Here is a 26,622-nt window from a genome sequence, read left to right as displayed (position 1 = left end):
TGAAGGGGCAGCAGAGCAATGCAGCAACTCAATCCTTCCGAAATAAGTGAAATCATCAAGGGTCGCATCGACAAGCTCGATGTAACCTCCCAAGCCCGTAACGAAGGCACAGTCGTCAGCGTGTCTGACGGTATCGTGCGGATTCACGGTCTGGCCGACGTAATGTACGGCGAGATGATCGAGTTTCCGGGCGGCGTCTACGGTATGGCGCTGAACCTTGAGCAAGACTCCGTGGGTGCCGTTGTACTGGGCGCATACACGACTCTGGCTGAAGGCATGAGCGCCAAGTGCACCGGCCGCATCCTCGAAGTTCCGGTTGGTAAGGAACTGCTGGGTCGCGTTGTCGATGCACTGGGTAACCCAGTTGACGGCAAAGGTCCGCTGAACAACACCGAGACCGATGCGGTCGAGAAAGTTGCTCCAGGCGTGATCTGGCGTAAGTCGGTAGACCAGCCTGTACAGACTGGCTACAAGGCTGTCGATGCCATGATTCCTGTCGGCCGTGGCCAGCGTGAGCTGATCATCGGTGACCGTCAGATCGGTAAAACCGCTCTGGCCATCGACGCAATCATCAACCAGAAGAACAGCGGCATCTTCTGCGTCTACGTAGCAATCGGTCAGAAGCAATCGACCATCGCCAACGTTGTTCGCAAGCTCGAAGAAAACGGCGCACTGGCTAACACCATCGTCGTGGCTGCAAGTGCTTCCGAATCCGCTGCGCTGCAATTCCTTGCACCGTACTCGGGTTGCACCATGGGCGAGTTCTTCCGCGACCGCGGTGAAGACGCGCTGATCGTTTATGACGATCTGTCCAAGCAAGCAGTGGCTTACCGCCAGATTTCCCTGCTGCTGCGCCGTCCACCAGGCCGTGAAGCTTACCCAGGCGACGTGTTCTATCTCCACTCCCGTCTGCTGGAGCGCGCATCGCGTGTTTCTGAAGAGTACGTAGAGAAGTTCACCAACGGCGCAGTGACCGGCAAAACCGGCTCGCTGACCGCACTGCCGATCATCGAAACCCAGGCTGGCGACGTTTCCGCGTTCGTTCCGACCAACGTGATTTCCATCACCGACGGTCAGATCTTCCTGGAATCGGCCATGTTCAACTCCGGCATCCGTCCGGCTGTGAACGCCGGTGTTTCGGTATCCCGTGTGGGTGGTGCCGCTCAGACCAAGATCATCAAGAAGCTTTCCGGTGGTATCCGTACCGCTCTGGCTCAGTACCGTGAACTGGCGGCATTCGCCCAGTTTGCTTCTGACCTGGACGAGGCGACCCGCAAGCAACTTGAGCATGGTCAGCGCGTTACCGAGCTGATGAAGCAGAAGCAATACGCACCAATGTCGATCGCTGACATGGCGCTGTCGCTGTATGCCGCTGAGCGTGGGTTCCTGACTGACGTCGAAATCGCCAAGATTGGCAGCTTTGAACAAGCGCTGATTGCTTACTTCAACCGCGATCACGCCGATTTGATGGCGAAGATCAACGTGAAGGGTGACTTCAATGACGAAATCGATTCTGGCATGAAAGCCGGCATCGAGAAGTTCAAGGCCACCCAAACCTGGTAAGCCGCAGCGGGGGCCGCAAGGCTCCCGCTTGCTAACCTGATAGGTGTTACATGGCAGGCGCAAAAGAGATTCGCAGCAAGATTGCGAGCATCAAAAGCACGCAAAAGATCACCAGCGCCATGGAAAAAGTGGCGGTCAGCAAAATGCGCAAGGCTCAAATGCGCATGGCTGCTAGCCGTCCTTACGCGGAGCGCATTCGTCAGGTGATTGGTCATCTGGCAAACGCCAACCCGGAGTACCGCCACCCGTTCATGATCGAGCGCCCTGTGAAGCGCGTCGGTTATGTCGTAGTGAGCAGTGACCGTGGTCTGTGTGGTGGATTGAATACCAACCTGTTCAAGACTCTGGTCAAGGACATGGCGGTGAACCGTGAAAACGGTGTAGAGATCGATCTGTGCGTGGTCGGCAGCAAAGGTGCGGCATTTTTCCGCAACTTCGGCGGTAACGTCGTCGCTGCGATCAGCCACCTGGGCGAAGAGCCGTCGATCAACGACTTGATCGGCAGCGTCAAGGTGATGCTGGATGCCTACCTGGATGGCCGTATTGATCGCCTGTCCGTGGTATCCAACAAGTTCATCAACACCATGACCCAGCAACCAACAGTGGAGCAATTGATTCCGCTGGTGGCAACCCCGGATCAAGGGCTCAAGCACCACTGGGACTATCTCTACGAACCCGATGCCAAAGAGCTGCTAGACGGCCTTATGGTTCGCTACGTGGAATCGCAGGTGTACCAGGCGGTGGTCGAGAACAACGCAGCTGAACAAGCAGCGCGGATGATCGCGATGAAGAACGCCACAGACAACGCCGGTGATTTGATCAGCGATTTGCAGCTGATCTACAACAAGGCGCGTCAGGCAGCGATCACCCAAGAGATCTCGGAAATCGTCGGCGGCGCTGCCGCGGTTTAACGGTTCAAATATTAGAGGAACCAGCTAATGAGTAGCGGACGTATCGTTCAAATCATCGGCGCCGTGATCGACGTGGAATTCCCACGCGATAGCGTACCGAGTATCTACAACGCGCTGGAAGTTCAAAGCGCGGCAGGAACCACCCTGGAAGTTCAGCAGCAGCTGGGCGACGGCGTGGTTCGTACCATTGCGATGGGCTCCACCGAGGGCTTGAAGCGTGGTCTGGAAGTAACAGACTCTGGCGCAGCCATCTCCGTACCGGTCGGTAAAGCGACTCTGGGCCGGATCATGGACGTGCTGGGCAACCCGATCGACGAAGCTGGCCCGATTGCCACCGAAGAGCGCTGGGGCATTCACCGTCCTGCACCGTCCTTCGCTGAGCAGGCTGGCGGCAACGACCTTCTGGAAACCGGCATCAAGGTTATCGACCTGGTTTGCCCGTTCGCCAAAGGCGGTAAAGTCGGTCTGTTCGGTGGTGCCGGTGTCGGCAAGACCGTAAACATGATGGAACTGATCCGTAACATCGCCATCGAGCACAGCGGTTATTCCGTGTTCGCCGGTGTGGGTGAGCGTACTCGTGAGGGTAACGACTTCTACCACGAGATGAAGGATTCCAACGTTCTGGACAAAGTGGCACTGGTTTACGGTCAGATGAACGAGCCGCCGGGTAACCGTCTGCGCGTAGCACTGACCGGCCTGACCATGGCCGAGAAGTTCCGTGACGAAGGTAACGACGTTCTGCTGTTCGTCGACAACATCTATCGTTACACCCTGGCCGGTACCGAAGTATCCGCACTGCTGGGCCGTATGCCTTCCGCAGTAGGTTACCAGCCGACTCTGGCTGAAGAGATGGGCACTCTGCAAGAGCGCATCACTTCCACCAAGAATGGTTCGATCACCTCGATCCAGGCCGTATACGTACCAGCGGACGACTTGACTGACCCGTCGCCTGCGACCACGTTTGCCCACTTGGACGCCACCGTCGTACTGTCCCGTGACATCGCTTCCCTGGGTATCTACCCTGCGGTAGACCCACTGGACTCGACTTCGCGCCAGCTGGACCCGAACGTCATTGGCCAGGAACACTACGACACCGCTCGCGGCGTTCAGTATGTGTTGCAGCGTTACAAAGAGCTGAAAGACATCATCGCGATTCTGGGTATGGACGAGCTCTCGGAGACCGACAAACAGTTGGTTAACCGTGCTCGTAAGATCCAGCGCTTCCTGTCCCAGCCTTTCTTCGTGGCAGAAGTCTTCACCGGTGCTTCGGGTAAATATGTTTCCCTGAAAGACACCATTGCTGGCTTCAAAGGCATCCTCAACGGTGACTACGACCACCTGCCAGAACAAGCGTTCTACATGGTCGGCGGCATCGAAGAAGCGATCGAGAAAGCCAAGAAACTGTAATCCCGGCGCCCGGAAACGGGCGCTAATTAGGTTGAGGCAAGCAAATGGCTATGACAGTCCATTGCGACATCGTCAGCGCGGAAGGGGAAATCTTCTCCGGTCTGGTCGAGATGGTGATTGCGCACGGCAACCTGGGTGATCTCGGTATCGCTCCAGGCCACGCGCCGCTGATCACTGATCTGAAGCCGGGCCCGATCCGCTTGATCAAGCAGGGTGGGGAAGCCGAGGTGTTTTACATCTCCGGTGGTTTCCTTGAGGTTCAGCCGAACATGGTCAAGGTGCTTGCCGATACTGTGCAACGTGCTGCCGACCTGGATGAAGCTTCTGCTCAGGCTGCCGTACTGGCTGCCGAGAAGGCTCTGAACGAGAAAGGCGCAGATTTCGACTACGGCTCTGCAACTGCTCGTCTGGCCGAGGCTGCAGCTCAGCTGCGCACCGTTCAGCAAATTCGCAAGAAGTTCGGCGGCTAACCCCGCTGCATTCGATGCGCGATTGAGAAAAAGGGTAGCCTCGGCTACCCTTTTTCTTTTTTCAGATTTCCTCTTTCAAGTCAGCCCGCCTTCGGCCTGGTTGCCGCTCAGTTGGTAGTCCTATCATGTCTCTCGATATCGTTATTCTCGCTGCTGGCCAAGGTACCCGGATGCGTTCCGCCTTGCCCAAGGTCCTGCATCCCGTGGCTGGCAACTCCATGCTCGGTCATGTTATCCACAGCGCGCGTCAGTTATCCCCACGTGGAATACACGTCGTGATCGGACACGGCGCGGATGCTGTTCGTGAACAGCTGGCAGCCGATGACCTGAATTTCGTGATGCAGGACAAGCAACTGGGCACAGGCCACGCCGTTGCTCAGGCGCTGCCTGCACTTACGGCTGAGACCGTGTTGATTCTTTATGGCGATGTGCCGTTGATTGAAGTGGAGACGCTTGCGCGCCTGCTCAAACTCGTCAATCCGCAGCAACTGGGCCTGTTGACCGTTACTCTGGACGACCCCACCGGTTACGGCCGCATTGTTCGCGACGAGCAGAATCGTGTCTGCGCGATTGTCGAGCACAAGGATGCGAACGATGCACAGAAGGCAATCACCGAAGGTAACACTGGCATTCTCGCGGTGCCTGCCAAGCGTCTCGCTGACTGGCTGGGGCGGCTGTCCAACAACAACGCCCAAGGCGAGTATTACCTCACTGACGTAATCGCCATGGCCGTCAATGACGGGCTGATTGTTGCCACAGAGCAGCCTTACGACGCAATGGAAGTGCAGGGCGCCAATGATCGCAAACAGCTCTCCGAACTGGAGCGCCATTATCAGATGCGCGAAGCCCGCCGGTTGATGGCAGGTGGTGTGACCCTGCGTGACCCTGCGCGATTCGATGTGCGCGGCGAAGTCAGCGTCGGACGTGACGTGCTGATCGACATCAACGTGATCCTTGAAGGCAAGATAGTCATCGAGGACAACGTGGTCATCGGCCCTAACTGCGTGATCAAGGACAGCACCCTGCGCAAGGGTGTCGTCGTCAAAGCCAACAGCCACATCGAAGGCGCAATTCTGGGCGAGGGCAGCGATGCCGGCCCGTTTGCACGCCTGCGCCCTGGCAGTGTGCTGGGCGCCAAAGCGCATGTGGGTAACTTTGTTGAACTCAAGAATGCGAATCTGGGCGAGGGTGCCAAGGTCGGCCACCTGACTTACTTGGGCGATGCCGAGGTCGGCGCACGTACCAATATCGGTGCCGGCACCATCACCTGCAATTACGATGGGGCCAACAAGCACAAGACCACATTGGGTGCAGACGTGTTCATTGGTTCTAACAACTCACTGGTCGCGCCTGTGGATATCTTTGATGGTGCTACGACCGCAGCCGGTTCGACCATCACGCAGAACGTGCCCGCTGAACAACTCGGCGTGGCTCGCGCCCGCCAACGCAACATCGAAGGCTGGAAGCGTCCGGTAAAAATCAGGAAAGACTGAGTTATCCACAGCTCCCGGTGACTCACGTGCCAATGCTCAACATTGGCACGCGTCCATAACTATCCACACCTGACACTCAAGATAGGACGCGGAGCGTCCAGAACTGCATACCCACGTGGAGCATGGGTACGATCAGGCACAGATACCGAAACCTTGACCAAACCCAAAAAATAGGTTTTGATTGCCTTCGTTATCTTTCGAAACGAAACTTAAGGCTGTCATGTCGAAGCGCAATACACCACAACGTCGCCACAACATTCTTGCCCTGCTCAATGAGCTGGGTGAAGTCAGTGTCGACGATTTGGCCAGACGCTTTGAAACTTCTGAAGTTACGATTCGAAAGGATCTGGCAGCCCTCGAAACCAACGGTTTGCTATTGCGCCGTTACGGGGGCGCAGTGCCGCTTCCTCACGAGCTGATCAGCGAAAGCAGCCAGCCGGTTTCCCGTTACAAACAGGCCATTGCCCGCGCTGCGGTTTCCCGAATTCGCGAGCACGCCAGAATTATTGTCGACAGTGGCAGTACTACGGCTGCGTTGATTCCTGAGCTGGGCCAGCAACCCGGCCTGGTGGTCATGACCAATTCCCTGCATGTGGCGCGAGCCCTTACCGAGCTGGAGCACGAACCGGTTCTGTTGATGACCGGCGGAACGTGGGATCCGCACTCGGAGTCTTTTCAGGGGCAGGTCGCCGAACAGGTACTGCGCTCCTATGACTTTGATCAGTTGTTCATCGGTGCTGACGGCATCGATCTGACTCGTGGCACCACCACGTTCAATGAGCTGCTGGGTTTGAGCCGGGTCATGTCGGAAGTGGCCCGGGAAGTCATTGTCATGGTCGAGGCCGACAAGGTCGGTCGCAAGATCCCCAACCTGGAGCTGCCCTGGAGCAGTATCCACACCCTTATTACTGATGATCGCCTGCCCAACGAGGCTCGCGATCAGATACAGGCCCGCGGCATCAATCTGATTTGTGCTGCTGTCAGCTAGGAGATAACCATGTGTGGAATCGTCGGCGCCGTTGCTGAACGTAATATCACGGCCATTTTGCTCGAAGGCCTCAAGCGTCTTGAGTACCGCGGTTACGACAGCGCGGGCGTGGCTGTTTTCACCAACGAAGGCACCCTTGAGCGCCGACGTCGCTCGGGCAAGGTCAGTGAGCTGGAACAGGCACTGGCAGGCGAGCCGCTGATTGGCCGTCTGGGTATTGCCCACACACGTTGGGCGACCCACGGTGCACCGTGCGAACGTAACGCTCATCCACACTTCTCGTCCGATAAACTGGCAGTTGTCCACAACGGCATCATCGAGAACCACGAAGCGCTGCGTGAACAGCTGAAAAGCCTGGGTTACGTCTTCGCATCCGATACCGACACCGAAGTCATCGTTCACCTGCTGCACCACAAGCTAAAGGACACGCCAGATCTGGCGGTTGCCCTGAAGGCTGCCGTGAAAGAATTGCACGGTGCCTATGGTCTTGCCGTGATCAACGCTGCACAACCGGATCGCCTGCTGGCCGCCCGCAGTGGCAGCCCGCTGGTGATCGGCATGGGCCTGGGTGAAAACTTCCTGGCCTCCGATCAACTGGCGCTGCGTCAGGTGACCGACCGTTTCATGTACCTGGAAGAAGGCGATATCGCCGAGATCCGTCGCGACAGCGTGCAGATCTGGAACGTCGACGGTGTGTCGGTCGAGCGTGAAGTGGTGCAATACCATGAAGGCGCTGAAGCCGCTGACAAGGGCGAATACCGTCACTTCATGCTCAAGGAAATCCACGAGCAACCCAAGGTCGTGCAGCGCACCCTCGAAGGTCGCCTGGGGCAACAGCAAGTGCTGGTCCACGCATTTGGTCCACAGGCTGCCGGACTGTTCGCCAAAGTACGCAACGTTCAGATCGTGGCGTGTGGCACCAGCTACCACGCAGGCATGGTCGCGCGTTACTGGCTTGAAGGTCTGGCCGGCATTCCTTGCCAGGTCGAAGTGGCCAGCGAGTTCCGCTACCGCAAGGTCGTGGTTCAGCCGGACACCTTGTTCGTCTCGATCTCGCAATCCGGCGAAACCGCCGACACACTGGCAGCGCTGCGCAACGCCAAGGAACTGGGCTTTCTGGCCAGCCTGGCTATCTGCAACGTCGGCATCAGCTCGCTGGTACGTGAATCCGACCTGACCCTGCTAACCCAAGCCGGCCCGGAAATCGGCGTGGCATCGACCAAAGCCTTCACCACCCAACTGGTCGCCTTGCTGCTGCTGACCCTGTCACTCGGTCAGGTCAAAGGATCGTTGGAGGAGGGCGTTGAGGCACAACTGGTCGAGGAACTGCGCCGCCTGCCAACCCGACTCGGCGAAGCCCTGGCAATGGACGGCACCATCGAGAAAGTCGCCGAGCTGTTCGCCGAGAAGCACCACACCCTGTTCCTCGGTCGTGGCGCGCAATTCCCGGTAGCAATGGAAGGCGCACTCAAGCTCAAAGAAATCTCCTACATCCACGCCGAAGCCTATCCGGCTGGCGAGCTGAAACACGGCCCGCTGGCGCTGGTCGATGCCGACATGCCGGTCGTCACCGTCGCGCCGAACAACGAACTGCTGGAAAAACTCAAATCCAACCTGCAGGAAGTACGCGCCCGCGGCGGCGAACTGATCGTGTTCGCGGATGAGCTGGCTGGGCTCAAGAACGGCGAAGGCACTCACGTCATCGCCATGCCGCACATCATCGATGCCTTGGCACCGATTCTGTACACCATTCCGTTGCAGCTGCTTTCGTATTATGTGGCGGTGTTGAAAGGGACGGATGTTGACCAGCCGAGGAACCTGGCGAAGTCGGTGACGGTGGAGTGAGTTATCCACAGGGGGAAATGTTTGGTATTTGTGAATTAACATCGTCGCAAGCGGCCGCTTTTCCCCCACCTGTTTCCCTTAAGCCACGAACATCGCTGGCTTAGGTCCCTGAAAAGCACCGGTCCGGAGTGTTCTGCATCCGCGGTGATGTTCCTTAAATGGCCTATCACCGCGCCGCGTTACCTAAGTAGGGATGTCGCGGAAGACGTCATGGCCCCATGCTCCTGAGCACTTTTCGCTCAAGCTGCCCAAGGGCCTGTCGCTTTATCCACGCTCCGCCATCAAGCCATTCAACTTCCCATACGTAAAACCCGTAAGCGCCTGCGTATCCAGCTGCCCGCGCTCGATGAAAGAGCGGGCCAGCCCTTCCATCGCGCCGTACAGGAACTCCGCAATACTGGAACCAGCGCTCAGGCGTCTAACGCCTAGGCGCTGCAGTTCTTTGGGCGCTGACAGCCCATCGCGTGCAAGCAGGTTCACCGGCAGTGGGGAGGCGTTGCAGAGTGTGGAAATCTCGGCGGGCGTGACCATACCTGCGGCGAAAAGGCCGTTGGCTCCTGCTTGTGCATAAAGCGCTGCACGCCGGATGATTTCATCGAGACGCTGGGAGGCGGGCACCAGGCTTTTCAGATAGACGTCACTGCGCGCATTGATGAATAGGTTAACGCCGTGCTTGTTGGCGACTTCTCGGGCAACTCCGATTTTGCGCACAAGTACCTCCGGTGGTGCGGCACCGTCTTCGATGTTGATACCCACGGCACCTGAAGCGACAACTGCTTCGACAACCTTGGCAACGTGTTGGAGGTCGTCGGAGTAACCGGCCTCAATGTCTACGGTCAGGGGGACGTGCAGTATTCGCGTCATGGATTCAACGCTGGCCGCCAGCCGCGTAAGGGGGAGCTGGTTACCATCGGCGTAACCATGCCCCCATGCCATGCCCGCACTGCTGGTAGCGATCGCGGCGGCACCCAATGACTCTACGACTCTTGCGCCGCCTGCATCGCTGACATTGGCCAGGATCAAAAGGCCATTCTTGTGCAACTCATGAAAAACATTGTCCAGTGGTTTCATAACACTTCCTGTCTGAAAGTTGCCATCTGTTGACCTTGGCAGGCAGGCGACTGGAGGTAGAAGCCGTCCGCTATACAAGCGTGGTTACTCCGCGTTGAGGCGCGATCCAGCCCACACAAGCCCTTCATTTCATAACGATTCCCTCACCACAAGCGGGCAATCTACCGGCTGGGCACCCGAGACTTCGAGGCCATCGATCAAGTACCGGGCGGCATTGCGACCGATCTCGTAATACGGCAGTTGCACGGTGGTCAGCGCAGGGATGAACAGTTCGGAGATGCCGATCATATTGTCATAGCCCAGCACGGCGACATCACCGGGGATTTTCAGGCCACGACCCAGCAGCAATTGATAGGCACAAAAGGCTATGCGGTCATTGCCGCAGATCAGAATATCGAACTGCGGACGGCCATCAATCATGTGCCGTTCGAGGATGGCTGCGGTTTCCCCATAGGCGTCGTGCTCGGAGAGGTCGTACTGCAAGAGTTCGCCGGTAGCCAGGCCGAATGCCTGGCAGGCACGCTGCATACCCGCCTGGCGAATTTTCCAGGCCAGGCTCTTTTTTGGCAGATTGATAAACAACGGACATCGGTAGCCCTGGCTGAACGCGTAGTGCAAGGCGCGGTACTGCCCTGTTTCGTCGTCCGGCACATAACTGACGAGGCTGCTGTCATCGGCTACGCAGTTGGCGAGCACCAGCGGTTTGCTTTTCAAGCGCTGGGGAATAGTTACTTCGCGCAACCCCATGGCGCTGAAGATCAACCCGTCAGGTCGGTGGGACAGCATCAGGTCGACGTTCTGGTCGGTGGGCGGGTTGCTTAGCAGGTTGAGGATAAATACGTTCCAGCCTGCTTGCTGTGCGGTCTGCTCGATGGACAGCAGCAGTTCGACCGCGAACGGCGTTGTCGCGGTGTCCAGCGCAAACACTCCGATGGTTCGTGTCTGCAAGTTGTCGCCGCGAATCCTGCGCGCTGACAGGCTGGGTACGAATTGAAGCTCGTCAATCGCGCTACGGACTCGCTGATACGTCTCGGGGCTCAGTTTTTCCGGATTATTGAGTGCCCGAGATACCGTCATCAGGGACACACCGGCCAATCGTGCAACGTCTTTAACTGAGGTCATGCAAGGCGGGGCCTGTCAGGTTGACTGATAATTATCATGCTACAGAGGCCTGATTTTTTTCGCGACTTCAATGATTTACCTGTAAGTATCCCGAGGAGAGTTCCCAGGCGTTGGCAATACGCACCCGGCCTCCGGTTCCGTTGGCAATAAGCTTGACCCCCAGGCTGTCGGTCTGTGGATAAAGGCGGCTACTGAAGCTGAAGCGGCCGTTTTGATCGAATACCTCAATGGATGAGCGATCCAGGAAGACTCGCAACTCAAGCCGCTCCTGTTGTGGGTCTATTGCTACGCTGCGTTGACCGCTGACGTGGGTGCCCGACTGATCGCGGTCCAGTATCAAACGTTTTAGCGATGCATCGTAGTAAAGCAGAGTTTGCTCCTTGCCATCTGAACTGCAACGCAACGCCACTCCCAGTTGACCTTCGATGCAGTCGAGCAGGTCCAGGTGCACGTGGATTTCGAGCAGATCGCCGTGTACGTCGGTCAGCCACTGGGTGCCCGCTTCGCTCCACCATGGAGTGCCTGGCAATGACGCGTTGCGCAACGCTGTCAGTTCGCGAGCGGGGTGTACGCAAAGGCGATCGCCACGCAATTCGAGTTCGCGTGGCAGGCCGAGCATTCCGCGCCAGTGATGGGTTGCAGTGGGGGTCGGGCTTTCCCACATATCGAGCCACGCCCACACCAGACGTCTGCCATCGGCAGCCACAAGGGTCTGCGCAGCATAGAAGTCATGGCCGTTATCCAGTTCGATAAAGGGCCCACCGCTGAACTGCCATTGGCTGTCGATTTGGCCCACTCGGTAGCCGGTATGAAACTTGTTCAGTCGCTCGTAGCCCTGGGCTGGCATGCCTTGCGGGGAGTAAAGCAGTACATCGCGTCCATCAAGGCGAAACAGGTCTGGGCATTCCCACATATAACCATCGCCTTCGTTGCCACTGGATACATAGCTCACGAATTCCCAGGCGTGCAGGTCCGCAGACCGGTACAACGGCAGCAGCGGCTTGTCGCCCAGGCGCGCGCCAGCAATCAGGTACCAGTGGTCATCTTGCTGCCAGACCTTCGGGTCACGGAAATGAATGATCGTGTCTTGCGGCGGGCTGTCGATGACGGCGCCGTGTTTGACGAAGTTGATGCCGTCCAGACTGGTGGCCAGGCACTGCACCTGACGGATCATAAGCTCGTCGCCTACCTCACCCAGCCAGGTGTGCCCGGTGTAGATCAGTGCCAGTGTGTCGCCACACACCACTGCGCTGCCGGAAAAACAACCGTCCCGGTCGCAGTCATCGCCCGGTGCCAATGCAATGGGCAGGTGCTGCCAATGGACCAGATCAGCACTCTTGGCGTGGCCCCAGTACATCGGGCCCCATTTCGCATCGAAGGGGTGGTGCTGATAAAACACGTGGTATTCGCCGCGAAAGTACACCACCCCGTTAGGGTCGTTCATCCAGCCCGCAGGCGGGGCCAGGTGATAACCGGGTCGATAATCGTGGATTACCTGCGCCAGGCTATCCCTCAATGCATTGTGCGCGCGCTCAAGGGCGGTGGACATTGGACCGTTCATGGCATTCACAGAAAAACTCATAGGGAACCCGCTTGTACGAAGTGCGGCGTGGTGCCGTGGGCCAGGTGTTGGTCGGCGTCAGAGTGGCGTTTCAAGGCCAGGCCATCGGCGTCGAACACGTGCAGATTTTCGGTATCGAAATGCAGCGCGACCCGGTCGCCCACCTGCCATCCGGCTTTTGCTTCGCACCGGCAGATCAAGGGTTCGTTCTCGTCTGTAGCGAGGTGCACGTAGACCTCGCTGCCCAGGTATTCGACACCGCTCACGGTGACGCCAGTGCCACTGTTCGCCGCACTTAGAGATATGTGTTCCGGACGGACACCCAGGGTCAATTGCGCGTCTTCGGCAAGGCTCGAGCTGTCGAAGGGCAGGGATGTCATGCCCAGTGCCGGGATATCGACCAGGCTGTTGCGGCTTGGTGCGTGCAAGCGTACTGACAGAAAATTCATTCTCGGCGAGCCCAGAAAACCGGCGACGAAGTGGCTGGCGGGGCGCTCGTAGAGTTCGCGTGGTGAGCCAACCTGTTCGACCTGACCGCCGTTGAGGACGACAATTTTGTCAGCCAGGGTCATGGCCTCTACCTGATCGTGAGTGACGTAAATCATGGTCGAGCCCAGCCGTTTGTGGAGATGGGCGATTTCGTTGCGCATCTGCACCCGCAACGAGGCATCGAGGTTGGAGAGCGGTTCATCGAACAACAAAATGTCCGGTTCCCGCGCCATGGCTCTGCCCATTGCAACACGCTGGCGCTGCCCACCGGACAGCTCTCTGGGTTTGCGTTGCAACAGTTTTTCCAGTTGCAGGATCTGTGCGGTTTTCAGCACGCGTTCGCGCAGGCTGCCTTTTTCAGTCTTGGCCAGCTTGAGACCGAAACTGATGTTGTCGTAGACGCTCATGTGCGGATACAAAGCGTAAGACTGAAAGACCATGCCGACGCCACGCTCGCGCGGTTCCAGGTCATTGACCCGGCGTCCGTCGATCAGCAGGTCGCCACCACAGATCGAGTCCAGTCCGGCAATCAAGCGCAGCAGAGTCGACTTTCCGCAGCCCGAAGGGCCAACGAACACAACGAACTCACCTGCAGAGATCTCCAGGCTGACGTCGCGCAGAATACGTGTGCCGCCCAATTGCTTGTTGATGTTGGCTAGCTTCAATTTCATCATGATGCTGTTCCTCGTCAGTTGTGTGCATCAACCTTTCAACGCGCCTGCAGTGAGGCCGGAAACGATGCGGCGCTGGAAGATCAGCACCAGAATCACCAAGGGGACGGTCACCAGTACCGACGCCGCCATCAACAGACCCCAAGGCAATTCGTGAGAGCTGCCACCTGAAATCAGGGCGATGGCGACCGGGACCGTTCGTTGGGCATCTGTCAGGGTGAAGGTCAGGGCAAACAGAAATTCGTTCCACGCGGCAATAAAGGCCAGCAGGCCGGTGGTGACCAGCGCGGGCGACAGCAGTGGCAACAGCACACGGGTGAGCGTGACCCAAGGCGAGGCACCATCCATGATTGCCGCTTCCTCCAGTTCATGCGGCAGTTGCCCCATGAACGTGGTCAGCACCCAGACGGTGAAGGGCAGGGTGAAAATCGTGTAGCTGAGGATCAACGCCCATGAGGTGTTATAGAGACCCAGCGCGCGGATGACTTCAAACAGCCCCGACAGCACCGCGACCTGAGGAAACATGGAGACGCCGAGAACCATCATCAGGACCGTGCCGCGCCCACGGAACTTGACCCTGCCCAAGGCATAGGACGCGGTCAGACCGAGAAACAGCGCCAGCATCACGACACTCAGCGCAACCACCAGCGAGTTGGCGATGGCCTGCAGGAATGACGGCTGGCTGAGAACTGCCGCGTAATTGGAGAAGTCGGGTTTGGCAATCCAGTAGCTAGCCTCGAACAAGGCACTGGAAGGCTTCAGCGATGTCACGATGGCGTAGTAGAAAGGGAAGATCGCGTAGAGCAGCAAGATCCCGATCAGGCACCAGAAACCCACACGTAGCAGTGCTTTCTTCAGTTGGCGCAGGTTCATGAACGCACCTCCAGTTGGCGACGGCCGAGGTACAGATAAAGCATGGCAATCACTGCCACGACCAGAAACAGCAGGGTCGAGGCGGCGCTGCCGTAGCCTACGTCCTGGAATTCCACCAAATGCTGGCGGGCATAGACCGACATGCTCATGGTGCTCGAGGAATTAGAGGTCAGCACATAGATGACGTCGAACACCCGTAGTGAGTCGAGGATGCGAAAGATCGCCGCGACCAACAAGGCCGGCATCAGCAACGGCAACGTGACACGCCAGAACACCCGCAGCGGATGAAGGCCGTCAACCCTGGCGGCTTCGTAGCAATCGCTTGGCAGCATCTGCAGCGCCGCGAGCATCAGCAGGGTGACGAAGGGTACGGTCTTCCAGACGTCGACAATGATCACTGCCCACATCGACAGATCCGCATCTGCCGTCCAGGCCAGCGGCGCGTCGATCAGGCCCAGGCTCAGCATCATGTGGTTGATGATGCCGAACTGGTCATTGAGCATCCATGACCAGATCTTCGCCGAGACAATAGTCGGAATCGCCCAGGGGATCAGGATCAACGCACGGACCAGCGCGCGGCCAGTGAATTTGACGTTCAACAGCAACGCCACCAACAGGCCCAGGACCATTTCCAGCCCTACCGACACCACTGTGAAATGCAAGGTGTTGCGCACCGCGTTCCACCATTGCGGATCGACCAGCACGCCAGACCAGAGGTTGCCGTCGTAGAGCAGATAATTGCTCAGGCCAATGAATGAGCCGCCTTCAGTGTCCGACAGATCGGCGTCGGTAAGGCTGAACCAGAAAGTGCGAAGTAACGGCCAGGCCGCCACCAGCGTCAGGCACACCAGCATCGGCGTCAGAAACAGCCAGGCGGCACGCAACCTGCGACGTTGCACAGGCGTTTCCCGGGTAATGAGGACGTCGTCACCGGGAAAGTCGATAGAAGAGGAAGGCATGTTGATCTCCTTACATGTGGCTTACCAGTTCCGGCGTTTGATGCGCGTCAGGTCGCGTTCCAGGTCGACCAGTGCCTGATCGACCGGCAAATCGCCCGCCAGCACGCTATGCACTCGATCAAAGAACACGTTGGAGACACGCGGGTAGCCGCTGGCGGTGATGGCGGCAGGGCGCATGACCCCATTGCTGAGGATGCCGTGCAACTGGGTGTAGTAAGGCATCGCCGCGAGCAACTCGGGGTCGGTATAAAGCGACTCGATAACCGGGTTGTAAGCGCCTGCCAGGGCACGCTGTTTTTGCTGTTGGGCACTGGTCAGGTAGGCCACCAGTTCTGCGGCAAGCTTGGGGTTGCTGCTGTATCGCGATACCGCCAGGCCCCAGCCTCCGAGCGTGGAAGCATGAGTACCGTTCGCACCGCCACGCGGCAGGGGAGCGACGCCAACCTTGTCTTTTACCGCGCTGTCCTTGCTTTGCACCAAGGCCCAGACGTAAGGCCAGTTACGCATGAACAGCGCGTTACCCGACTGGAATACACCGCGCCCTTCTTCCTCGGTGTAATTGAGCACGCCGCGCGGGGAGATGTCGCCGACCCAGCTTTTTGCCAGGGTCAATGCGGCTCTTGAGGCCTGGCTGTTCACCACGATGTCTCCTCGTGGGCTGATCAGTCCGCCGTCCGGCTGGCTGCTGATCCATTCCAGGGCGTTGCACGTCAGGCCTTCATAGGCGCGCCCCTGGAACACATAGCCCCACATATTGGCGTTGCCCGCATCGCGCTCGGCCTGTTGCACCTGCCTGGCGGTAGCGGTCATGTCCTCCCAGGTCTGGGGGATGGGCTTTTGGTATTTTTCGAGCAAATCCTTGCGGTAGTACAGCAGCCCCGAGTCGGTGAACCAGGGCATTGTCACCAGCCGGCCGTCGACGGTGGCGTTGTCCACCTGTGCCTGGAAATAGCCTTGTGTGGCATTCGCTGGAAGCAGCTCGCGCAGGTCCGTCAGGTGCGTGGCGAGCATACCCGGCCACACCATGTCGATCTGGATGATGTCGATGTCGGTGGACTTGGCGCTGAGGATCTGCTGGTAGAACGACAGGCGCTCGGTTGCAGAGTTAGGCGTGGAAACCACCTGAACGTTGTTGCCGGTCTGTTTTGACCAGCTATCGACTGCCTCCTTGCACAGTTGCAATTCAGCGCCGACGGCCCCGCACGAGATCGTCAGATCGGCTGCGTTCGACAGCGCAGAAAACCCGGCAGACAGGGTGAGCAGCGCGGCGGGAAGAAGAGATTTCAGCTGTTTCATAGAGCCCTCTTTATTTTTGTTTTTATAAAAGTTAACGTTAACATCGTCAATGTAACAGCGTATTTTCGATGTGGCACCCTTTTTTCTCCGATTTGCACAATTTTGTGCTGAAGGAAAAAGGCTCGGCCAACGTCACGAAAACAATAAAAACAAAACAGGAAGTCCACATGCAGAACGCATCAAGATGGCTACTCGCAGGGGTACTCGGCACCTCGACAACCGTCTCTCAGGCCGCGACTCTGGAAGAGCGGATGGCCGCATTCGAAGCCCGTGCCAGCGCTGCGGAAAAACGTGCAGCCGCAGCCGAACAGCAAACCCAGGCGCTCGCCAGGGAGCTTCAGCAACTCAAACTCTCGACCCCCGTTGCGCAGCCTGCCGCACCCACTTCTGCGTCCACCGTTGCGGCCAGTTCACAGCCGGCTCTGGATGATCGCGTGGCAAAACTCGAAGCCCGCCAGCAAAGCATGGAGAAGCCAGGCAGTGCCGGACACCTCACCGACGGGTTCAGCTTCAAGGGCTACGCTCGCTCCGGTCTATTGATCAACGACGGTTTGGGCGGCGGTCGCGGTGGGCCTTATACAACCCCCGCAGGTTCAGTCGGTGGTGCGGTCGGGCGCCTGGGTAACGAAGACGACACCTACATGCGCTTCGATCTGTCGAAAGAAATCTACGCGCAGAACGGCACGCGTTCCAAATTCACCGTCTCCATCGCCGACGGCGTTGAAAGCTATAACGACTGGACGGCCACCGAAAGCAGCCTGAACGTACGTCAGGTATTTACCGAACTCGACCACATTGCCGCCTTCAAGGGTAATTCGGTGTTCGAGAACGCCACGCTGTGGGCCGGCAAGCGCTTCGACAGGGATAATTTCGATATCCACTGGCTGGACTCGGACGTGGTCTTTCTGGCCGGTACCGGTGGCGGTATCTACGATGTGCAGATGAACAAGGACTGGCGCTCGAACTATTCCCTGATTGGACGTAACTACGGAGATTTCAGTGAGGGCGGCGTCGATGCCGATGTGGAAAGCTACATCCTGACCTCCAACCAATTCTTCGCCAATGGTCAGTGGCAGTGGATGTTCAACGCCATTGGCGCAAAGAAAAACGACGTCGGTACGCGCACTAATCAAGCGGGTTTTGCGCCCGCAGATTCAGGCCTGCACACCATGTTGGCCAATCACCAGAAAGACTTTTTCGGCAGGGAAGGCTTCTTCAAGACGGCGTTGCTCTATGGGCAGGGCCTGGGGGCTCAGGTCAAGGACATTGGCGCGGATGGCGAACTGATCGACGACGCCCGCGCGGTGCGTCTGGCCATGTACGGCGAGACACCTATCGCGCCGGGATGGCGCATCGGCCCGAGCTTGCTGGCCGAGCAGAGCAAAGACCGCTACGTCAAAGGCGATGATTACCGCTGGCTCACGCTGAACATGCGCCTGGCCAACGAGATCAACAGTAACTTCGAGATGGCCTACGAGCTGAGTTGGCAAACCATGGACCTTGACCCCAAAGGCTACCTGCAACGCAACGCAGTCGACGGCAACTTCTGGAAGTTCACGGTTGCGCCGACCTTCAAGCCGGACATGGGTGACCTGCTAACGCGTCCCGAATTGCGAGTGTTCGCAAGCCTCATGAACTGGTCTTCGGATCTGGACCGCTACAGCACGACCGGCAACTTCGGCAAAAGTGATTTCAACTCCGGTGGTGTCTGGCAGTTCGGCATCCAGATGGAAACCTGGTTTTAGTGAGGTATTTCAGAAGTGCCAGTGAAAATTCAGGCTCTCAACTCATCGCTGCGCTCAGGGCCTGATTTCTTCAACGGGTTGTTTCGGCACTTTTGAGAACTTGTAAAACAGATTTGGCTCACTCACGACGTACAGGTTGCCGTCGCGATCCATGGTCAGGCCTTCAGGTTGGGGAGCGCTGTTCTGGAGGTCGGAAAATGTACCCAGCAGTGATCGAATGCTGACGAAACGCCCTTTACCGTCCAGTTCTGTGATCGAGCGTGACTGATCGCTGAGCAGCAGTAAATGACCGGTTCGCGGATCGTAGTAACCGTCTGAAAGGTCGCGTGCAGCGACACTTTTCGTGATCCAGTCCAGCCGGTCGGCAATTTTGATCTGCAAACGGCCCTGATCGATGGAGCGCAGAACTCCGGAAACCTCGAACATCTGGCGCGGATCGCGTTCCTTGATCGCGAACAGGCGGTCGTTGGCAGGATCATAGGTCACGCCCTCGAATCCCTTGTTCTGGTTGCTTGGGTTGATCAGTAGCGCAATGAACTGGGCTTCCTCGACGTGGATTGGGCGTGCTTGCGTCGGCAACGTGATGATGTCCAGTTGCTGAAGATCTTCATCGCACAGCACGATGCGACCGTTACCCAGATAAGCCACGCCTTCTGTGTCGTCGAAACCGATCAATGGGTAACGAGCGATTATGTCGCCGTTCGCGTCCAGCGCCAGCAGTTGCATGGGGCCTTTGTTGGTCACTGCCAGCAGTCGATCATTGTCGTAGTCGTAGGTTATCCCGGAGATATTGGCGACGTCCGGGGCAAGTGGTTTGGCGTCGATAACCACATGGAAATCCGGCAACCAGATATTCTTTTCGGCTGCCGTATTGCCCTTCAACCAGATGCGACCGTAGTGGTACAGCTGTTGGTGGACCTGAAAGTGTGCCGACACGGCGTAAGCCAGCAGCAGAACCCCCAGAGCACCTGCACTCAGCACTATCTGTGCGAGTGATACCTGCCTTCGAGCGACATTCGACCACGTCAGCCGCTTTGCCTTGATCGTTTCCAACTGCATGGCTTCAGGCACTCCCGCGTGTCGGGCGGCTGGGCGGGTGATTAATCAACATTCTGCTGCCAGGCGAAGCGATAGGCTTTCATGAGCGGTTCCGGTTTACACAGGCCGTTGTCGGCATCGGCATCGACGATGAACCAGTCAGCTCTGGAGGTCTGACCCAGCGGCCGGGCTTTTTCCAACAAGAAGCAATTGGCCAATTGTTCACCCGGGACCAGAGCAAAGGTGCCGGGATGTTCTCGTAGCCAACGGGCGGACTGTTCGATTGCCGACGGCTTGGCAAAGCCGAAATGCACAATGGGTTGGCGTGCATACAGCCAGTGGCCCTCTCGCCAGTTGACCAGTACCAGGTCGGCTCCCTGGGTGACGCTGGCGGCTTGTTCCATCAGGCTCTTGTGTGGATTTTCTCCCTCTATGACGGGTTCGATGAACCCTCTGGCGAACCACAGGCCGAGCCACACAACCACCACTGCGGGTACCAGTCGCCCAGCCCTGACGCGGTCGTGGAACCAGCGTTTCAACAACCAGGGCAGCAAGGGGGCAGCGACCAGTACCAGACCGGGCAGCGCCGGAAAGATGTAGATCTTGCGTTTGCCACTGGAGAGGCTGAAGAACAACAGCACCAGCAAGACCCAGCCGAGCAGTACCAGAACCCGGCCATCCCGCTTGCTCAGTTGTCGGCGCCATGCCGGGATCAGCCAGGGCAGCACCAGCACCAATGGCAGCCAATACTGGGGGATGACTTTGACGAAGAAATACCAGAATGGCTCGCGATGGTCCCAGGCGCTGGCGTAGCGATTAGCCGTCTGGTGCAAGAGTATTTCCTGCACATAGGCGAAGCCTTCCGGCCCGCCATCACGCACGACCGAGATAACCATCGGCACCAGCCACAGGCAGCATGCAAGTAATAACGCCAGTAGACCCAGCGCCCAGCGGCCTATCTGTCCAGGCATGGCCACGACACCGGACCAGCCTTTACGCGTGGCATAGGCGTAAGGGATCAACATCAATGCGGGAACAAAACCGACGCCCTTGGTGATAATGCCCAGGCCCATGGCCGCACAGCTGAAATAAAACCAGCCCCAGGCCGGTCCGAGCAACAAGTGGCGAACCAGCCCATAGAAGCCCAGCGCAATCCATAAGCACAGGAAGCTATCGATTTGTCCGGTGCGCAGGATGCTGTAGGTCTGATAGGTCGCCAGGAACAGCAAGGCGGCGTACCGTCCGATACGTCGGTTCCACAGACGGCTGCCCAGATCGTAGAGGACTGCGGTGGTCGCGCCTGCCGAGAGCAGCCCGGGCAGGTAAAGCGCGATGTTCGGGCTGCCCGTCAACCAGATGAAAAATACGGTAGCCCACATGAACAGCGGCGGCTTGTCGGCATAAATCTCCCCGGCCCTGTGCGGGACGAACCACGAGCCGTTCTGCAGCATTTCCAGAGCAACGCCCAGAAAACGTTCTTCGTCCACGTTCTGCGGTAGACGCAGGCCCAGGCCGGCACCGACCAGTAAAACGGCCAGTGCGACCAGTAGCCATCCCTCGAGGCGAGGCGAAAGTTGAGTTCGCAACGTCATTGCTCCTCGGGTGTCTTGGCCTGTCGGCTGATCAGCTGCAGGTTGCGCATGTACACCAGCAGACCAAAGGACTGGCCGGCAATGAAGACCGGGTCCTGTCGATAAATGGCGTAAGCCAGCAAGATAGTGCTGCCCAGCATGCTCAGGTACCAGAAGCCCACCGGAATGATGCTGCGCTTCTTGAATTCGCTGTACAGCCATTGCAGGACAAAGCGTCCGGTAAAGACGGCCTGCCCGACAAAGCCGAGGATCAGCCAGAAGGTTTCGTTGTCCGGTTTCATGACCGTAGTTCCTGTGCCTCAACATCCAGGCGGGTGCGGCGGATCAACCACCAGACCCCGACCAGATCCAGAATGCCCACCAGTGCGCGGTCCAAGTTGCCGTACTTGGACACGCCGGCCTGGCGATGGCGGTGGTTGACGGGGTGCGTGACCATACGGCCGTTATGCCGCTGAATCAGCGCTGGAATGAACCGGTGCATATGGTCGAAGTACGGCAAGCGCAGAAACGCAGCCCGCTCAATCAGTTTCAGACCGCAACCGGTGTCTGGGGTAGCGTCCTTGAGAAGGCGACTGCGCAGGCCGTTTGCGAATCGCGATGCCCAGCGTTTACTGGCCGTATCGCGACGATTCACACGGTGCCCTGCCACCAGCTGGATCGCCCCGGGGCCTGCTTCGTGAGCGCGTACCAACGCCAGCATTCCTGGAATGTCCGCAGGGTCGTTCTGACCGTCACCGTCCAGGGTCGCCAGCCAGGTGCCGTTGGCCGCCAGTGCCGCGTGATAGACCGAGGTGCTCTGCCCGAGCGACTGCTCGTGGCGCAGGATCCGCAACACGGTCAGCCCGCTGTCCTTGAGGTGAGTCAGCACTTTCAAGGTGTCGTCTGTGCTGCCGTCATCAACGACCAGGATCTCGTAGCGCTCACCGTCCAGCGCTGTGCAAATCTCTTTTATCAGGCTTGGCAGGTTATCGGCTTCATTTTTGGCCGGTATCACGACGGAGAGAAAGGTGGGCGTGGTCATGGAAGTCCTTGTTATTGAAGTGGCACACAGAGCCGGGCCTGATAATGCTCCCGATACCAGTCGACGAAGGCCCTGACGCCGGTGTCGACCGAGACCTGTGGTTGAAAGTCGATCCATTGGCTCAGCGCACTGACGTCAGCCCAGGTTTTCAATACGTCGCCTGCTTGCAAAGGCAGGTAGCGTCGCTCGGCGCGCAGGCCTAGCGCGGCCTCCAGGCAATCGACGAACTCCAGCAGCTTGACGGGCTGACCGCGGCCGATGTTGAAGAGTTGGTGAGGCGGCTCGCTGCCAACCGTGTCGGGCGGCAGCAAGCGCAGACGCAGGATGCTTTCGACAATATCGTCGATGTAAGTGAAGTCTCGGGCCATTTCGCCATGGTTGTAGATATCCACAGGCTGCCCGGCCAACATGGCTTTTGTGAACTTGAACAGCGCCATGTCAGGCCGGCCCCAAGGTCCGTAGACAGTGAAAAAACGCAGTCCTGTGGCGCGCAGGCCGTACAGGTGGGAATAGCTGTAGGCGGTGAGTTCATTGGCGCGCTTGGTGGCGGCATACAGGGACAGCGGCCGGTCGACGGCATCCTCAACCTGAAACGGCATGCGCGTATTGGCGCCGTAGACCGAGCTGCTCGACGCGTAGATCAGGTGCGCTGGCCTGAACTGCCGACAGGCCTCGAGCACGTTGATAAAGCCGACCAGGTTGGATTGGGCGTAAACATTCGGTTGCTCAAGCGAATAGCGCACACCAGCCTGGGCTGCCAGGTGGATGACCTGTTCGAATTCATTGCGCGAGAACAGGGCGGACAGACCTTCGGCATCGGTGATGTCCAGCCTGTTGAACGTGAAACCTGGCAGGCGCTGGAGTATGGCCAGTCGCGATTGTTTAAGTTCGACGCTGTAATAGTCGTTGAGGTTGTCGATACCGACGACCGCTATACCGAGCTCGCACAGACGTTTGGCGACATGGAAGCCAATGAATCCGGCAGCACCTGTCACGAGCACCGTCATGGCTGGATCGCCTGGCCACGACCAATGCCATAGTAGGCAAATCCGGCATCACGCAATTGCGACGGGTCGAACAGGTTGCGGCCATCGAAAACCGCTCGATCCCGCAGTTTCTCGCCGAGCTGGTCCAGATCCAGAACCCGGTAGTCCTGCCATTCGGTCACCACCACCAGAGCGTCAGCACCTTCCAGAGCATCTTGCTTGCACTGCACCAGTTGCAGGTCATCACGCTCGCCATAATGATGCCTGATAGCTTCGATCGCCTGCGGGTCGTGGGCCTGAACCCTGGCACCGGCTGCCCAGAGTGCTTCAAGCAGGGCATGGCTGGATGCTTCGCGAATATCGTCGGTATTGGGTTTGAAGGCCAGCCCCCAGACAGCGAAGACCTTGCCCCTGAGTTCGCCGTGATAATGAGCGTGGATATTTTTAAACAGACGGTGCTTCTGGCGGCGATTGACCTGTTCGACAGCATTGAGCAGCGCTGTCTCCACCCCGTTCTCGCTGGCTGTGCCGATCAGCGCCTGCAAGTCCTTGGGAAAGCATGAGCCACCGAAGCCGCAGCCTGGGTAAATGAAGTCGTAGCCAATGCGAGGGTCGGAGCCAATGCCAAGCCGGACCTGTTCTATGTCGGCACCCACCTGTTCGGCCAGGTTGGCCATCTCGTTGATGAACGAAATCTTGGTCGCCAGCAGGCAGTTGGCAGCGTACTTGGCCAGTTCCGCGCTACGGGCATCCATGATCACAAACTTCTCGCGGTTGCGACTGAACGGCTGATACAACTCGCGCATCTGCTCCAGCGCTCGCGGGCTGGCCCCGCCGACGATAATGCGATCCGGACGCAGGCAATCACTGACCGCGCAGCCTTCCTTGAAAAACTCTGGGTTGCTGATCACTTCAAAGCCGTCATCGCGTCGTGGACTGGCAGCGATTTCAGCGAGCAGGCGGTCAACTGTCCCCACGGGCGAAGTGGACTTGTTGACAATGATCCGAGCACCGTCAGCGTGTCTGAGCACGGAGCGCAGCACGGCAAACACCTGGCTCAGGTCTGCTTTGCCGTCGGCTTGCGCTGGTGTGCCAACTGCGATGAATACCAACTCTGCAAAGCGGCTGGCGTGCACTTCATCGGTTGTGAAACTTAGTCTTTTGCAGTCCAGGCCGTTGCGGAGAAGTTCGCCAAGACCGGGCTCGAATATAGGACATATGCCTTCGCGCAGCGCATCAATGCGTTTGCTGTCGACATCCATGCAGCATACGGTGTGGCCCACTTCCGCCAGGCAGGCGGCAAGGGTAAGCCCCACATAACCGGTTCCGAACACTGTCACTTTCAAGTGCTGCTCCTTCTGCTCCATGAATTGAGGAGCCTGGTTTGTTTCAGGCGCCCGAACGCGTCTTGAACAACTAGCGCAAGATAAATGTCATAAATGTGTTAAGAAACGATGACATGAGTTTGTCATGTAGTGAAAAAGCCAAGGGCGGTCATACTTCAAGTGATCAGTTGGCAGCCTCTAGCTTCGCTTCATCATGAAAATAAAAAACAACCCTCCCAACAAAGCCGTCGCAATACCGATAGGCAGATCTTCTGGCGCGATAAGCGTGCGGGAAATGACATCCACCCAGATCATCAACAAAGCACCCAGAAGCGTGGCGACGGGCAGCAGTCGTCGATGCTCCGAGCCCACCAGACGTCTGGCGATGTGCGGCACCATCAGGCCGACGAAACCTATGGAGCCGCACAGCGCGACCAGTACGCCGGTCATCAGTGAGGCGATCAGGAAAACCAGCAGGCGCACATTGCGTACTTGCAGACCAAGGCTTGTGGCGGTCTGATCGCCGCCCATCAGTGCGTTCAGGGAACGACCCAGCCCTTGCAAAAGAACCCAGCCAGACAGAACCGTGATCAGTGGCACAACAAGCAGCTCCCAGCGCGCCAGCCCCAGCCCGCCGAGCATCCAGAACAGCACTGAAGAGCTGGCGCGGTGGTCGCCCAGAAACAGCGACAGGTTGGCAATTGCCATCATCACGAAGGACACGGCCACACCGCCGAGCAGCAGGCGTTGGCTGTCCAGGCGGCCTTTGTGGCTGGCCAGCCACAGCACCAGGCACAGGCTGACCAGCGAGCCGACGAATGCAGCCAGTGGCAATGTCAGCGTGCCAAGCACTTCCCCTACATGCATGACCACGATAACTGCGCCGAGTGTCGCGCCCGAGGTCGCTCCCAGCAGGTGAGGGTCGGCCAGCGGGTTGCGCGTCGCGGCTTGCAGGACGCTGCCGATCAGGGCCAGTCCCGCGCCTGCCAGCACGCCCAGTAATACACGGGGCGTGCGTATCAGCCAGACGATGGTTTCCTGTCCCGCGGTCCAGAGGGGTGGGTTTTCGCTCGCGCCGAACAGCTTGAACATCAGGATATCCATCACCCGGTTCAACGGCACAGGGGCCGCGCCGAAGGTGATGCACACCAGGCATGAGAGCAGCAGCACGAGCGTCAGAGTGATCAGCAAACCCGTGTACCGGCGAGGACGCTCGGTCAGCCACTGCGCCAGGGTCATCGCGTCACGTCATGAAATGCCGCTGCAAGCGTCTCGATGGCTGTGACGTTATCGATACCAGGCGTCACCGCCACGTAGGGCAGCACGACATAGCGTCGGTTGCGGATCGCGTCGATGGATTGCAGCGCCGGGTTGCTTTCAAGGAAGTGTTGTTTCTGCGCGGCGCTGACTTCGCCGTAGTCGACGATCACGATAACCTCGGGGTTGCTTTGCACAACCGACTCCCAGTTGACGTGGGTCCAACTGGCCGCGACGTCGCCCATGACATTCTGCCCGCCCGCGGCGCTGATCAGTGCCTGGGGGATTGCCAGCCGCCCGGCGGTCATGGGCCGGTCTTCACCGCTGTCATACAGAAAAACCCTGGGCGACGATTTGCCTGCCACGCTTGCCTGAACCTTGCTTACGCTGTGGCGCATTTGCGCAACCAGCGTCTCTGCGCGAGCCTGTACGTCGAATATCCGGCCCAGGTTCAGCAAGTCGTTGTAGACATCCGCAAGCGTTGCTTCAGCGCGCGGCATTATCTGCGCGCAGGACTCGGTCAGCTCATAGGCCTGAATACCCAATGGGGCCAGGCTCTGCGGCGTGACGTCGCCTCCCACCCGCATGCCATAGTTCCAGCCGGCAAAATAGAAGTCGGCGTTGGCATTGAGCAGTGTTTCCAGAGACGGGTATTTGCTGGCCAGCTCGGGCAGGTTGCCAAGGTCGCGCAGCAGGCCCTGATCAGGTTTGTTCCAGCCGGTGATGCCGCTGTAGCCCACCATGTGTGATTGCAAACCCAGGGCAACCATCATTTTGGTGAGGTTTACATCATTGCTGACTGCACGCTGCGGCGCAGCCGTGAAGGTCACCGAGCGGTCGCAGCTTTGCACGGTGACGGGGTAGGCGCTGGGTTGCGCTTGCACCATCGGGCTGCACAACAAGGTGATCAAAGCCAGGCGGGTGAGCAGGGCGTTCATT

23 protein-coding genes are annotated in these 26,622 nt (G+C 58.4%); 8 read left to right on the top strand and 15 right to left on the bottom strand.

The window, feature by feature from the left end; translation table 11 throughout:
* Positions 1-18 precede the first annotated feature (18 nt).
* From atpA to glmS, 7 genes are all read left to right on the top strand, one after another.
* A complete protein-coding gene (atpA, locus tag RYC17_RS17755) occupies positions 19-1,563 on the top strand; it encodes a F0F1 ATP synthase subunit alpha (RefSeq protein WP_002555984.1) in 1,545 nt (514 codons plus the stop codon).
* Positions 1,564-1,613: 50 nt separating this feature from the next.
* A complete protein-coding gene (gene atpG, locus RYC17_RS17750; protein WP_003367855.1) occupies positions 1,614-2,474 on the top strand; it encodes a F0F1 ATP synthase subunit gamma in 861 nt (286 codons plus the stop codon).
* 27 nt (positions 2,475-2,501) lie between these two features.
* Entirely contained in the window at positions 2,502-3,881 is a 1,380-nt protein-coding gene (gene atpD, locus RYC17_RS17745) for a F0F1 ATP synthase subunit beta (protein ID WP_002555982.1), read from the top strand.
* Between the two features lie 44 nt (positions 3,882-3,925).
* Positions 3,926-4,351, top strand: a complete 426-nt coding sequence (locus RYC17_RS17740) for a F0F1 ATP synthase subunit epsilon (protein WP_002555981.1) — start codon at positions 3,926-3,928, stop codon at positions 4,349-4,351.
* Between the two features lie 125 nt (positions 4,352-4,476).
* Entirely contained in the window at positions 4,477-5,844 is a 1,368-nt protein-coding gene (gene glmU, locus RYC17_RS17735; RefSeq protein ID WP_316903920.1) for a bifunctional UDP-N-acetylglucosamine diphosphorylase/glucosamine-1-phosphate N-acetyltransferase GlmU, read from the top strand.
* A gap of 220 nt (positions 5,845-6,064) precedes the next feature.
* Positions 6,065-6,832 carry a DeoR/GlpR family DNA-binding transcription regulator gene (locus tag RYC17_RS17730; protein WP_316903917.1) on the top strand — a complete coding sequence of 256 codons (768 nt, stop codon included), beginning with the start codon at positions 6,065-6,067 and terminating at the stop codon, positions 6,830-6,832.
* A 9-nt stretch (positions 6,833-6,841) separates the two neighbouring features.
* Entirely contained in the window at positions 6,842-8,677 is a 1,836-nt protein-coding gene (gene glmS, locus RYC17_RS17725; protein ID WP_316903915.1) for a glutamine--fructose-6-phosphate transaminase (isomerizing), read from the top strand.
* A 264-nt stretch (positions 8,678-8,941) separates the two neighbouring features.
* Here the strand turns inward: glmS and RYC17_RS17720 are convergent, their stop codons facing one another.
* The 7 genes from RYC17_RS17720 to RYC17_RS17690 form a co-directional block, all read right to left on the bottom strand.
* Complete coding sequence (locus tag RYC17_RS17720) at positions 8,942-9,748, bottom strand: isocitrate lyase/phosphoenolpyruvate mutase family protein (RefSeq protein ID WP_316887960.1); 807 nt, start codon at positions 9,746-9,748, stop codon at positions 8,942-8,944.
* A gap of 129 nt (positions 9,749-9,877) precedes the next feature.
* Entirely contained in the window at positions 9,878-10,870 is a 993-nt protein-coding gene (locus RYC17_RS17715) for a LacI family DNA-binding transcriptional regulator (RefSeq protein ID WP_316903914.1), read from the bottom strand.
* Positions 10,871-10,937: 67 nt separating this feature from the next.
* Positions 10,938-12,452, bottom strand: a complete 1,515-nt coding sequence (locus RYC17_RS17710) for a glycoside hydrolase family 32 protein (protein WP_193601021.1) — start codon at positions 12,450-12,452, stop codon at positions 10,938-10,940.
* Positions 12,449-13,594: a sn-glycerol-3-phosphate ABC transporter ATP-binding protein UgpC gene (locus tag RYC17_RS17705; protein WP_316903912.1), complete on the bottom strand. Its 1,146-nt coding sequence runs from the start codon at positions 13,592-13,594 to the stop codon at positions 12,449-12,451. The genes RYC17_RS17710 and RYC17_RS17705 overlap by 4 nt, the downstream gene beginning before the upstream one ends.
* A gap of 27 nt (positions 13,595-13,621) precedes the next feature.
* Positions 13,622-14,464, bottom strand: a complete 843-nt coding sequence (locus RYC17_RS17700; protein WP_122259316.1) for a carbohydrate ABC transporter permease — start codon at positions 14,462-14,464, stop codon at positions 13,622-13,624.
* Entirely contained in the window at positions 14,461-15,423 is a 963-nt protein-coding gene (locus RYC17_RS17695) for a sugar ABC transporter permease (protein WP_316903910.1), read from the bottom strand. The genes RYC17_RS17700 and RYC17_RS17695 overlap by 4 nt, the downstream gene beginning before the upstream one ends.
* Before the next feature lie 21 nt (positions 15,424-15,444).
* On the bottom strand, positions 15,445-16,719 hold the full coding sequence (locus RYC17_RS17690) for an ABC transporter substrate-binding protein (protein ID WP_122259315.1): 1,275 nt from the start codon (positions 16,717-16,719) through the stop codon (positions 15,445-15,447).
* Between the two features lie 167 nt (positions 16,720-16,886).
* Here RYC17_RS17690 and RYC17_RS17685 point away from each other — a divergent pair, with 167 nt between their 5' ends.
* On the top strand, positions 16,887-18,464 hold the full coding sequence (locus RYC17_RS17685; RefSeq protein ID WP_122259314.1) for a carbohydrate porin: 1,578 nt from the start codon (positions 16,887-16,889) through the stop codon (positions 18,462-18,464).
* Positions 18,465-18,518: 54 nt separating this feature from the next.
* Here RYC17_RS17685 and RYC17_RS17680 read toward each other — a convergent pair whose 3' ends face one another.
* The 8 genes from RYC17_RS17680 to RYC17_RS17645 form a co-directional block, all read right to left on the bottom strand.
* Positions 18,519-19,523, bottom strand: a complete 1,005-nt coding sequence (locus tag RYC17_RS17680; protein WP_122259313.1) for an SdiA-regulated domain-containing protein — start codon at positions 19,521-19,523, stop codon at positions 18,519-18,521.
* Positions 19,524-19,564: 41 nt separating this feature from the next.
* Positions 19,565-21,094, bottom strand: coding sequence for an ArnT family glycosyltransferase (locus RYC17_RS17675; protein ID WP_122259312.1), 1,530 nt, complete (start codon positions 21,092-21,094; stop codon positions 19,565-19,567).
* Positions 21,091-21,375, bottom strand: a complete 285-nt coding sequence (locus RYC17_RS17670; RefSeq protein ID WP_010213815.1) for a lipid-A-disaccharide synthase N-terminal domain-containing protein — start codon at positions 21,373-21,375, stop codon at positions 21,091-21,093. The genes RYC17_RS17675 and RYC17_RS17670 overlap by 4 nt, the downstream gene beginning before the upstream one ends.
* Positions 21,372-22,115, bottom strand: coding sequence for a glycosyltransferase family 2 protein (locus tag RYC17_RS17665; RefSeq protein WP_010213812.1), 744 nt, complete (start codon positions 22,113-22,115; stop codon positions 21,372-21,374). Before RYC17_RS17665 ends, RYC17_RS17670 begins: the two co-directional genes overlap by 4 nt.
* Before the next feature lie 11 nt (positions 22,116-22,126).
* Positions 22,127-23,122, bottom strand: a complete 996-nt coding sequence (locus RYC17_RS17660; RefSeq protein ID WP_316903902.1) for an NAD-dependent epimerase — start codon at positions 23,120-23,122, stop codon at positions 22,127-22,129.
* A complete protein-coding gene (locus tag RYC17_RS17655) occupies positions 23,119-24,447 on the bottom strand; it encodes a UDP-glucose dehydrogenase family protein (RefSeq protein WP_193601020.1) in 1,329 nt (442 codons plus the stop codon). Before RYC17_RS17655 ends, RYC17_RS17660 begins: the two co-directional genes overlap by 4 nt.
* A 177-nt stretch (positions 24,448-24,624) precedes the next feature.
* On the bottom strand, positions 24,625-25,665 hold the full coding sequence (locus RYC17_RS17650; protein WP_122259309.1) for a FecCD family ABC transporter permease: 1,041 nt from the start codon (positions 25,663-25,665) through the stop codon (positions 24,625-24,627).
* Positions 25,662-26,621, bottom strand: coding sequence for an ABC transporter substrate-binding protein (locus RYC17_RS17645; RefSeq protein WP_122259308.1), 960 nt, complete (start codon positions 26,619-26,621; stop codon positions 25,662-25,664). Before RYC17_RS17645 ends, RYC17_RS17650 begins: the two co-directional genes overlap by 4 nt.
* Position 26,622 lies beyond the last annotated feature (1 nt).

The organism is Pseudomonas syringae group sp. J248-6 (assembly GCF_032586995.1).
Lineage (GTDB): Bacteria > Pseudomonadota > Gammaproteobacteria > Pseudomonadales > Pseudomonadaceae > Aquipseudomonas > Aquipseudomonas amygdali.
This window is presented reverse-complemented; position numbering and strand designations above follow the sequence as displayed.